The sequence below is a fragment of the Candidatus Pyrohabitans sp. genome (assembly GCF_054014795.1).
Window position 1 is genome coordinate 20,040 of record NZ_JBPMGE010000088.1, and the last position, 10,236, is coordinate 30,275.

At 49.4% G+C, this 10,236-nt stretch carries 13 protein-coding genes and 1 tRNA gene; 7 read left to right on the forward strand and 7 right to left on the reverse strand.

What is annotated here, in order from left to right; translation table 11 throughout:
• Nucleotides 1-276 precede the first annotated feature (276 nt).
• From ACXJJW_RS09395 to ACXJJW_RS09405, 3 genes are all read left to right on the forward strand, one after another.
• A complete protein-coding gene (locus ACXJJW_RS09395) occupies nt 277-516 on the forward strand; it encodes a hypothetical protein (RefSeq protein ID WP_456475487.1) in 240 nt (79 codons plus the stop codon).
• The gene (locus tag ACXJJW_RS09400; protein WP_456475488.1) at nt 517-771 is read left to right on the forward strand and encodes a type II toxin-antitoxin system RelE family toxin; all 255 of its coding nucleotides are present in this window, start codon (nt 517-519) and stop codon (nt 769-771) included. It begins immediately after the preceding gene.
• Nucleotides 772-875: 104 nt separating this feature from the next.
• Nucleotides 876-1,904, forward strand: a complete 1,029-nt coding sequence (locus tag ACXJJW_RS09405; protein ID WP_456475489.1) for a M42 family metallopeptidase — start codon at nt 876-878, stop codon at nt 1,902-1,904.
• On the opposite strand, the gene ACXJJW_RS09410 is transcribed toward ACXJJW_RS09405, so the two are convergent.
• The 3 genes from ACXJJW_RS09410 to ACXJJW_RS09420 are packed head-to-tail and all read right to left on the reverse strand — an operon-like array spanning nt 1,901 to nt 3,882.
• Complete coding sequence (locus ACXJJW_RS09410) at nt 1,901-2,527, reverse strand: orotate phosphoribosyltransferase-like protein (RefSeq protein ID WP_456475490.1); 627 nt, start codon at nt 2,525-2,527, stop codon at nt 1,901-1,903. The genes ACXJJW_RS09405 and ACXJJW_RS09410 overlap by 4 nt on opposite strands.
• A 39-nt stretch (nt 2,528-2,566) precedes the next feature.
• Nucleotides 2,567-3,064, reverse strand: coding sequence for an NOB1 family endonuclease (locus ACXJJW_RS09415; RefSeq protein ID WP_456475491.1), 498 nt, complete (start codon nt 3,062-3,064; stop codon nt 2,567-2,569).
• Nucleotides 3,061-3,882 carry an NAD(+)/NADH kinase gene (locus ACXJJW_RS09420; RefSeq protein WP_456475492.1) on the reverse strand — a complete coding sequence of 274 codons (822 nt, stop codon included), beginning with the start codon at nt 3,880-3,882 and terminating at the stop codon, nt 3,061-3,063. The genes ACXJJW_RS09415 and ACXJJW_RS09420 overlap by 4 nt, the downstream gene beginning before the upstream one ends.
• Before the next feature lie 40 nt (nt 3,883-3,922).
• On the opposite strand from ACXJJW_RS09420, the gene ACXJJW_RS09425 reads away from it, so the two are divergent.
• From ACXJJW_RS09425 to ACXJJW_RS09440, 4 genes are all read left to right on the forward strand, one after another.
• Nucleotides 3,923-3,993: transfer RNA gene (locus ACXJJW_RS09425), tRNA-Gly, on the forward strand.
• A 306-nt stretch (nt 3,994-4,299) separates the two neighbouring features.
• Complete coding sequence (locus tag ACXJJW_RS09430) at nt 4,300-4,551, forward strand: hypothetical protein (protein WP_456475493.1); 252 nt, start codon at nt 4,300-4,302, stop codon at nt 4,549-4,551.
• A gap of 33 nt (nt 4,552-4,584) precedes the next feature.
• On the forward strand, nt 4,585-5,970 hold the full coding sequence (locus tag ACXJJW_RS09435; RefSeq protein ID WP_456475494.1) for a hypothetical protein: 1,386 nt from the start codon (nt 4,585-4,587) through the stop codon (nt 5,968-5,970).
• A 348-nt stretch (nt 5,971-6,318) separates the two neighbouring features.
• Entirely contained in the window at nt 6,319-7,587 is a 1,269-nt protein-coding gene (locus tag ACXJJW_RS09440; RefSeq protein WP_456475495.1) for a dihydroorotase, read from the forward strand.
• Here the strand turns inward: ACXJJW_RS09440 and ACXJJW_RS09445 are convergent.
• The 4 genes from ACXJJW_RS09445 to ACXJJW_RS09460 form a co-directional block, all read right to left on the reverse strand.
• The gene (locus ACXJJW_RS09445; RefSeq protein WP_456475496.1) at nt 7,582-8,091 is read right to left on the reverse strand and encodes a hypothetical protein; all 510 of its coding nucleotides are present in this window, start codon (nt 8,089-8,091) and stop codon (nt 7,582-7,584) included. The genes ACXJJW_RS09440 and ACXJJW_RS09445 overlap by 6 nt on opposite strands.
• Before the next feature lie 202 nt (nt 8,092-8,293).
• On the reverse strand, nt 8,294-8,494 hold the full coding sequence (locus ACXJJW_RS09450; RefSeq protein ID WP_456475497.1) for a histone family protein: 201 nt from the start codon (nt 8,492-8,494) through the stop codon (nt 8,294-8,296).
• Nucleotides 8,495-8,622: 128 nt separating this feature from the next.
• Nucleotides 8,623-9,522, reverse strand: coding sequence for a CoB--CoM heterodisulfide reductase iron-sulfur subunit B family protein (locus ACXJJW_RS09455; protein WP_456475498.1), 900 nt, complete (start codon nt 9,520-9,522; stop codon nt 8,623-8,625).
• Nucleotides 9,519-10,082 (reverse strand): 4Fe-4S dicluster domain-containing protein, encoded by a 564-nt coding sequence (locus ACXJJW_RS09460; RefSeq protein ID WP_456475499.1) that lies wholly within the window; start codon nt 10,080-10,082, stop codon nt 9,519-9,521. The genes ACXJJW_RS09455 and ACXJJW_RS09460 overlap by 4 nt, the downstream gene beginning before the upstream one ends.
• Nucleotides 10,083-10,236: the final 154 nt, after the last annotated feature.

Below are 10,236 nucleotides of genomic sequence, written 5' to 3' on the forward strand. Positions count from 1 at the left end.
AGCCATTTTCGACTTCTGAGTAACCGCAGCCACAAAAAATCTTTAAAAAGGTGAGATCTGTGGTGCTCGAACAAATAAAAGGGCTCCCCTCCTGAGAAGATTTTGATGAAAAAGATGATTTCTGAGAAAGCACCCTTCCTGTACCTTTGTTATCTGTTGCTAAACCAAGACATTCTACAGAGCCATCACAAGCAACAGCATCAATTGCAAATCTTAACTTACATTCAATTTAGAGCTAAGTTAATCAAAATCAATCGCTCTTACAAATCTATATAAATGTTAGACCTCAAGTTAGATTATATGAGCCTTACTGCTGGAGAAAGAGAGATGTCTGCAAAGCATTTGGTCAAGTTTTCTGAAGACCTTATGAAGGTGATTGAGGACTTCAAGGAAGAGATGGAGATTCTCTCTGACGAAGAGTTGATGGAACAAATAAGAATTTCTGAGGAAAATTCAAAAGATAAAAAAACGTTGATCCTAAAGCCTGAGGACCTGGAGAGGGAACTGGGATTGTAGATGTACAAAATTGAAATTGACAGGAAAGTCCTGTCTTATTTGAAGAAGCTTGATAAAAATATTAGAAAGCAAATATTTGATAAAATCCTCCTTCTCTCAGAAGACCCCTCCGTAGGTAAGCCTTTGAAGTACGCTCTGCACGGTTATAGTCGGGTGAGGATGGGAAAATACAGGATCATTTACAGAGTTAAGGAAAAAGAAAAAGTTGTTTTTATCGTGGCGATTGGTCACAGGAAGAGAGTCTACAGAAAATAGGTTCAGCAGCTTCCAGATCAAATCTTAAACTCGTGGATATATAGAGGGGTACTCTCAAAAAGTTTTAATTGATAAAAACTAATTAGTAACCTGGAGGCGAGGCAATGAAGTTACTCAAAAAGCTCAGCGAGGCGCATGGCGTACCCGGCAACGAGGAGAAGGTGCGCCAGCTTCTTCGCGAAGAGCTGGCAAAGGTTTGTGATGAGGTATATGTGGACAAGCTTGGCAACCTCATAGCCAGGAAGGGCGAAGGTAAGCGCAGGGTGATGCTGGACGCGCACATGGATGAGATTGGTCTGGTGGTGAAGCACATAGACAAGAAGGGTTTCATACGCTTCACAACACTTGGCGGCTTTTTTGACCAGACGCTCTTAAATCAGCGCGTGGTGGTGCACACCCGAAAGGGTGAGCTCCTCGGGGTGATAGGTTCCAAGCCCCCGCATCTGATGAAGGAAAAGGAGCGCAAGAAGGTTATCAAGGCTGAGGACATGTTCATAGATGTGGGCGCGGGCGATGGGGATGAGGTTAAAAAGCAGGGAGTTAGAGTGGGTGACTACATAACCTTTGACAGGAGCTTTTCCCGCCTGGGAGGCTCCCTCGTCACAGGCAAGGCGTTTGACAACCGCATAGGCTGCTATGCCATGGTCGAAGTTATGCGCCGCCTCTGTGTGGACGCAGAGGTTTACGCTGTGGCGACGGTGCAGGAGGAGGTTGGACTGAAGGGTGCACGCACCGCTGCCTACAGGATATACCCTGACCTCGCGATTGTGCTGGACGTCACCACAACGGGCGACTATCCGGGCGTTCGCGAGGAGGAGAGTGCAACAAAGCTCAACGCGGGGCCTGCGATAACCCTCGTGGACGCAAAGGGGCGCGGGCTAATAACCCACCCGGATGTGAAGGAACTTTTAATCTCCACCGCGGAAGAGGAAAAGATACCCTACCAGCTTGAGGTTGGCGAAGGCGGAACAACAGACGCCACCACGATTCATCTGACAAAGGAGGGCATACTTGCGGGCGTCGTGACTGTGCCAACGCGCTACATCCACTCACCGGTGGAGGTGGCAAGCACAAAGGACATAGAGCGCGTGGTGGAGCTTGTTACGAAGGCCGTAGAGAAGTGGGCACGTTAAAGCTCTCTGACTATACCCACGCTCACAAGTGCCTTAACAGGTTTGCCTCTGACCCTGCTTAGCCCTTTCTTGTCGATCATAACCACCGCGGCTAGAGGGGTTGCACCCTTCTCTGCAAGGAAGGTTGCAGTATCTCTGAGTGTACTTCCTGTTGTGGCTATGTCGTCCACTATAACCACCTTCTTGCCCTCAACACTGGCGAAATTGGATAGGATAAATCCGCTCTGCTTGGCCTCGCACTGGGGTTCCCACATGTGCTTCTTGGGACGAATGATACAGAGCTGTGCGTTGAGCTCTTCGGCGATAATCGTCGCCAGGGGGACGCCGCTTACAGCTATGCCCGCAATAACCTCGGGCTCTGGTAGGGAGTTATCGTCGATTATCTCCCTTATAAGCTCGGCCATAGCGAGGGCAACATTGCGCAGAATCACAGGGTTGGAGCCCACATTGCGCCAGTCTATGTAGATATCCCGCGGAGCCGCAGCGCGTTCCTCCTCAGTATGGGTAACCAGCCAGAGAGCAGTCTCACGGCTAACATTGAGCTCATCTGCTATTTCGCCGGTGGTGAGACCCCTCCCTTTAAGTTCTCTCGCTCGCTTTATCAGCTCTGAGATGTCGCGCATGGGTAATATTCATCACCCCTCATATTTATATTTATACACTTACTTCTTCACCTTTGCCTTTAAGCGGGAGCCGCACACCTCGCAGGTTTCACCTGCATAACTCGCGCTGTACCTGCGCCCGCAGCCAGGGCAGCGCTTGTACCAGCGGAAGCGCCGCCTTATCCCTTGCTCCATCACCGGTGAGAAGCCAAGTTTGAGCAGCGTCGCAACATTCTGCACAGCGTAGTCGTCTGTAACTATGGTGACCTCTTCTTCCTGCGAGGCCAGCTCAATGGCGAGGGCGAGCACCGCCAGGTCAGCCTGCGAAAGTTTTGCTATATCTCCTGTCTTCTCCGCAGCCTGCTTCGCCTGCTTAAAAAACTCCTCTCGCGGTGAACGCACTTCCAGCAGGCCGCTCTCCTGCGCAAGCTTCGCCTTGAGCTGGCGGTACTCTTCCTTCAGCTCGGCTATCACCTCCGGCACGGTGTAGGCTTTGCTCTGCAGCGCCAGAGGCTCCAGGCCGGCGAAGAAGGCACTTGAATCAAGAATAAGGGTCATAACCTCTCCCTTATCCTTTCGTAGAAGTCCCGCCTGAACTTGACAAGCTTTACAACACTGTGCGACTTTCTCAGGATTACTTCCTGTTCAGGCTCTATTCTCAGCTCTCCCTGTCCGTCCAGCACGAGGAGCGCCTTCTCTTTTGCATCGATTAGCTTGACCTGTATAGATAGATGCTCCGGCACAACAAAGCTGCGCGCCGAGAAGCGGAAGGGGCAGATTGCAGTGACCAGCAGTGCCTTTGTGCGCGGGTCCAGGATGGGCCCACCGGCGGACATGGAGTAGGCAGTGGAGCCGGTGGGCGTGGCCACGATGACGCCATCAGCACGCAGGTCTTCGATGTTCTCCCCATCGATGTATATGTGGAGGTGTAGCATTCTAACGGGTGTAGCTGAAGCTACGACTGCCTCGTTGAGCGCTTCTCCCACCTTTTTGCCGTCAACGAGCACATCCAGCTTGCTCCTCTCCTCTATAAAGTACTCACCAGCCAGCAGCCTCTCCAGCGAGGCGCGCCACTCCTGCGGCTTGGCCTCGGTGAGGAAGCCCATGGTGCCGAAGTTGAAGCCCAGTATGGGTGCACTTTTCCCGGCACCCCTGGCGACGGCTTTGAGGATCATGCCATCGCCGCCCAGCACCAGGTAGATGTCCACCTTCATAGTTGCGATTTCACATCCCTCTGCTCCAATATCGCGGGCGCACTCGGAGTCGTAGATCACGTCTATGCCCTGCTCTTGCAAATAGCCTGTGATCTCCAGAGCAGCGCTTCGTGCCTCCGGGGTGCGCTTCACTATGAGCCCAACTTTTTCTATTTTTTTCATGTTATCACTATTTATCACAGGTTGGTATAAATAATTACCAGCGGGTGTAGTCTAGTGGTAGGACCCGAGCCCCCCAAGCTCGTGACCCGGGTTCGAATCCCGGCACCCGCATATACCTGTGATGATAGCGGTATTGGCGGAGACAATACCGCAATATGACGATCAAACCTTCTGAGGTTTGTTCTGAATCCCGGCATCCGCATGCCTTTATTATTAAAATCGTATAATAGCATACTCTGACTATTTGTGGAGCACACGTTTGTTCTAAAAATGAGTCCGATGGTAGCTCACAATATGTATAACTGTCAACCCACTACATGCTAATGTAGCTGGTGGATGTAAATGACCCATATAAATTTTTCGGATAAATTTATATTCCACGGAACATAAAACTTAACTACGTATATATAGCTATTAATGAAGTGGAGTAGAGAAAAATCCTACCTATTGGGGTGGATCCTCATGGACAAAGGCGCTATGGTATGGTTTGATTTAGAAGTTAGAGGTAGCGAAGCGAGGGGTGTAGATATTTCCAAATTTATCAGGAAGGATGGCAGCGTGGACTGGGAGGCTTGGATTAGAGACATATCCGAGAGGGGGCGGAAACTGGCAAGAGAATCTGCAGAGTGGCAGGAAGAAGCCCTTAAAAAGGCAAGGATACGTGTCTGAGCCTTTTTACATTTTGCTTTTAGGGCGGTGGACATGCCCTCAGAACTTGACAGGATCCTGAGCACTTATTCTGGTGTAGAAGAGGTTCAGAAGCTTTTTTGCATAGACAATATAGAATGGAGCTATGAGCTACCTTATTATTTACGAGACGTAAGGATCCCAAGAAACAACCTATATCCTGGTGCCTCAAGGAGGGTATACAGATTAGAGGGGAAAATAGGTGTTATAGACCTTCGCGCTCACTCAGAGGCGTCGTTTGTCTGTGAAGCCTATCTCCCCATACCAAAAACCTTGAAAGCGATGCAGGGTGAAGAGTTGATGGTAAAGGACAGCGACGAGATATTCTGCTCGTGCGCTCGGATGTACTCACTTAGAGATTTTGGCGTCGATATAGAGTGTGTACCGTTTTTCATGCCAGATGGGAAGCTCTCAGCATGCGCGCAAGCAGCTATGAAAACAATGGTCACCCATTTCTCTAGGGAGTTCGACACCCCGAATATTTCAATGCCGCAAATACAAAAGAAGGTAAGTGAAGGCGACCCTTTCGGGAGCTATGGACTCACGGCAGGTATGGTTTACAGGGGATTCTCAGAAATCAGCGGAAAAGTTCTATACTACATCGGAAGAGAAAATCCAGAGATTGAAAGTTTCCCAGAGTACCAAAGAATGGATTCAAGCAATCTCTACGCCTATATTGAATCTGAACTGCCTGTATATCTTGTCTTCAAGACGAAGGATCTTTGGTGGTGGGATGAGCAAGGAGATGAAACATATCACGCAATAGTTGGAATAGGACATACGCTCGACGAGAATGGAAGGCTAGATTACTTCATCGCCCATGATGTAAGTTACGGTCCATACAGACTCCTGCCTGTAGATACTGTTGATGAAAAGTTGGTTGAAGCCATTGTTGTGTTACCTCCTAAAGTCAATGTCAGGTTTGAGAATGCGTACTTTAGCATGATATTTTCTGCATTTGGGCTCAATGACCTGTTAAAAGAAAAGTTAAAGAGGGATTTAACACTTGACGTAAGAGAAAAGATAGAAAATGGTGAGGTCGTTTTCAGAAGTATGCTTGTGTCATCTACAAAAGTCAAAGAGTGGTACTCAGACCCGACAGATTTCTATGGTGTACGTAAGACCACCCGTGATGTTTACATATCCGCAGAGCTGCCTACCTATTCGTGGCTGTTTGAGCTGAAGGAAAAGGGCAGAAGAGATAATAGAAACTTTGCACAGATTTTAATCAATGCGACTGAAGGCTCACCAAAGCCATGCTTAATTAACTTCCCAGATGGCGCACTGAGATACAGGAGTGGACTAGAAGAAATGCTCATGGGTGGACCCGACGCTTTGAAGGGGGACCCCGGACTTAGAAAGGATATGATATATGAGAAATGGAGAAGAATACAAGGTTAAGCTCACATGGATACATGTCGATATTATGTTTGCGCAACCACAGTTGGTTGCATCCACATAATGTGGTATCTTGCGATACCACTTTCCAGCAAAGAAAATGGCGGTATTGAAGCGCAGTGAAAATACCGCGATATGATGATGGTGGCTAGAACGAGCGAAGCGAGTCTCGTCATGTAACCCGAGAGCAACTGTCTGCAGTTGCTGATCAAACTTTCTGAAGCAAGCTTTTTCTCAAAAACCTTGACCAAAAACCATTGCGGTATAGCTCGGCTATACCGCGATATGATGATCAAACTTTCTGAAGTTTGCGAGGGAATAATTTAATACCTCTCAGAACAACCTCTACCCATGCTCATAAAGAATGCAAAGATTGCAACGCCTGAGGGTGTAATCCAGGGAGAGATACTCATCCAGGAGGGAAGAATCGCAGCAGTGGGCAGGAGTATTAAGGGGAGAGGTGAGGAAAAGCTCAATCTCATGGGAAAGCTGGTGATTCCGGGCATAGTTGACATGCATGTGCACATGCGCGACTTTACAGAGAGGCACAAGGAGGACCTGACCACAGGAAGCAGAGCAGCCCTCGCCGGCGGTGTAACCACCTTCTTTGAGATGCCAAACACAAGGCCAGAGATAACCAGCGTCTCCACGTATGAACGACGCCTCGCCTTAGCTTCGCGAAAATCCCTTGTGGACTTCGGCATATACTTCGGAGTAACCTCAGAGAATCTTGAGGAGCTCAAGAGAGCCTCTCCCAGGGCGTGCAAGCTATACCTGGACGGCACGCTGGGCAGCGTCGACTACACCACTGTAGAAGAGGCTCTTAAAGTGGTGAGCTTCCTGGCGGTGCATGCCGAGGACAGCGCAACAATAACGCGCAACCTGAAAAAACTCAGGGGCGTAGGAAATGACTTCACTGTGCACTGCAAGCTTCGAAGTCCAGAGGCAGAGAGCATAGCCGTGAAGAGGGTTGTCGAAATCGCCTCAAAGCTCGGGAGAAGGGTGCACATATGCCATCTCTCCACCCGGAAAGCCTTGAACCACCTCAACCACTTTGCCACCTGTGAGGTTACGCCCCATCACCTTCTCCTCACCTCCAGAGCGCTTGCCGAGAAGGGGAGCTATGCAAAGACCAATCCGCCGCTGCGCTCAGCCAGCGATGTCGCAGCGCTGTGGAGTGCACTCAAGAAGGGCAGGGTTACATGCATAGCCAGTGACCATGCGCCCCACTCGCTTGCAGACAAAAAGGGCAATGTCCTCGAGGCAGCTTCAGGCATCCCCAATCTTGAGACAATGCTTCCGCTCCTCCTCACCATGGTAAACCGGGGTAGGCTGAGCGTGGGCGAGCTCATAAAGCTCTGCTGTGAGGCGCCCGCAAAGCTTCTGGGCCTGGAGAATAAGGGTGCCATTATCGCAGGTAAAGACGCCGACCTTGTCGTAATTGATATGCACCGCGAGAGCGTGGTAAATCCGGAGGATTTCCACTCAAAGGCGAAATATTCACCCTTCGAAGGGTGGCGCCTTCGTGGAGGTGTGGAAATGACAATCCTGCGCGGAGAAATAGCGTATCAGGATGAGGACTTCCTAGTCAGGCCGGGATACGGCAAGCCCGCGTTATAGTTCGCGTTCCTTTCGGGAGACCACATCCTTCAGTGAGGTTTTTGGCGGTTGCTCTCGCCTGCGCCTTATTCTCCTCCCCTTCTTCTCTGACTTAAATATCTCCTTTATGTCCTCCTCCTCGAGCTTGCACTCCTTCGCCCGCTTGTATATCTCTCGAACCCGCTTCTCCACTTTGAGTACCTCATAAACCAGAATGATGGCGGCGAGGATAACCAGTATATCCGCGGCAATGCCGACGCTTGTGAATATCATAATAGCGCCTATTATGGTTATTTCGAAAAGAAGAACCACAATCGTGGCGATTATTATCTTTTGAAAGTTCCTTACAGGGTCTCCCATTACAAGGAGAAATGAGATGGCAAAAAGGAGAAAGAATATCCCAAGGATCTGTGCAAAGGAGATTCCTTCAATAAAAAAACCCACGAAAAAGGAAACCACGAGCACTCCTATTAACATGAACAGCGTTGCGAGCATGTATCCGAGTATATGGGACGATGTCTTCATTGTCACTTCTCCAAAAACCTGATTTATATTGCAGATTCACTTTTATATTTTCTCTGGAGATGCAGTAAACACATATTTGAGTATGAGCGGATTAACATCTGGCGCGATAAAAAGTGCATGAGTCTGTAGAACCTTCTAAATAAAATGGGAAAAAGGAGCTGGGGGCTCGGGGGCATACCTCTGCATATCCAAGCAGGGTCTCCTATCTACTGGCCAGCTTGATATCACTGGCTTTTACTGTCTTCCTCTTTGCATGCTTGGCGAGCTTGCCAGCCTCGGCAGCGATATCAGCACCTATCTCCTCGAGTATTTCGGCGAGCACCACTGCGGCGTCCCTGCCCACACGCATGTTTGTTGCCTTTCTGATAATCCTACCACATGCAGCCACAGGTAATTCTCCCATAAATCAACCACCTCATGATTATTTTTTAATCTTCTTGCACATAAAGGTTTCGCTTAAAGAAATTTCATCACCCGTAGCTTCGCTACGGATAACTGCATCACCCGGAACATAGTTCCGGGCAACCGCTACTATGCCTTTGTCTTTATCTTTTTCTTTGAGTACTTTTGGGTTATAGCCTCTGTGCTGACTATATTCTTGTCCAGACCAAGCTCTGCATAGGGGTCAAGACCCAGTGCAAGGCCTATCAGCTGGGTGATGTAGAGCACGGGCATGTCCAGTTTTTCGCCCATGTGCTTCTCAATCTCAGGCTGCTTGGCATCCAGACTCATATGGCACATAGGACATGCAACGACTATCGCCTGCGCACCGGCTTCCTTTGCTTCTTTGATTATCTCATAGCTCAGCCTGTGCATCTCCCTCTCGTTGCTCATCATCACGGGTGCACCACAGCAGCGCGTTTTACGGGTAAAGGGCAAAACTGTAGCACCTAAGGCAAGAATTATCTTATCCATGCTTGTGGGATTCTCCACATCGTCGAAACTCTCCGCGCCGGGAGGACGGGTGATATAGCACCCGTAGTAGGGAACAACGCGAAGTCCTTCAAGGGGTTTATCCACCTTTTCAGCGAGGGCATCTATACCCAGGTCATTGATAAATACGTCCAGGGGGTGTCTTACCTTCACCTCCCCTTTCACCTCCAAGCCTGTGCCCTCTAGAGCTTTGCTCAGTTTTGCGCGATTCTCCTCACCCTCAAGTACATACTCACGAACCTGCTTCAAATTCTGGTAGCACGCGGGGCAGGGAGCGACAACATCCTTACCCTGAGCCTCCGCCTTGGCCAGGTCTCTAGCAGGGAGAGCGAGGGATAGAAGCCTGCTGGTTGCATGGGCTGCTGAAGCACCACAGCAGTTCCAATCAGCGAGTTCCTCAAACTCCAGACCAAGGGCAGCAAAGACACTCCTGAAGCTCATGTCATACTCCTTGGCAGTAGCTTCCAGAGAACAGCCGGGGTAGTAAGCATAACTCATTCTCCTGCCTCCATCTTAGCCACATTCTCGAATATCTTCTTAACTTCATCGCCCTCCGCGATTTTCACAGGCTTGAAGTGGATCTTGCCCTTTTTCATGAGTGTGATTCCAAAGGGGGCGGTCTTTATAAGATAACCCAGCTTTGAGGCTATGCCCTCTCTGCTATCCAGGGTCGCCTTCAATAATAGCAGGGGCTCAAACTGCCTGCCCAGGTTGGAGACGATTTCATTAAAGTTTCTGTAGAAGGAAGCCGCCCTAGGACTGGCGATGTTCGAGTTGTATCCCTCTCTCATGGCGATGCTCTTTAGCGCTGCCATTACCTCTGTTATCTTAACCTCTCGCGGACAGCGCACCTGACACTGATAGCAAGAGGCGCAGAGCCAGATCGTCCTGCTCCCGAGCACACGGTCGCGCATCCCCAGATTAACCATTCGAATTATCTGCCTTGGAGTATAATCCATGGCTGAGACAGTTGGGCAGCCTCCGCTGCAGGTGCCGCACTGGTAGCATGCGGCTATGCCTTCGCCACCCGCTGCAATTACCTCTCTCTTAAAGTCCATGCTAGCCAAGATGATGCCTCCTGACAAAGCTTTACGAATTTATCATTATTGTTCATTATATACTTTTGGATAACATTAAAAAGTTTTCCCCAAAGTGTCCTGCGGTTGCTGGATATTGATGCAGGCAATGATGCGTGTGTAAATAGGTGATGTG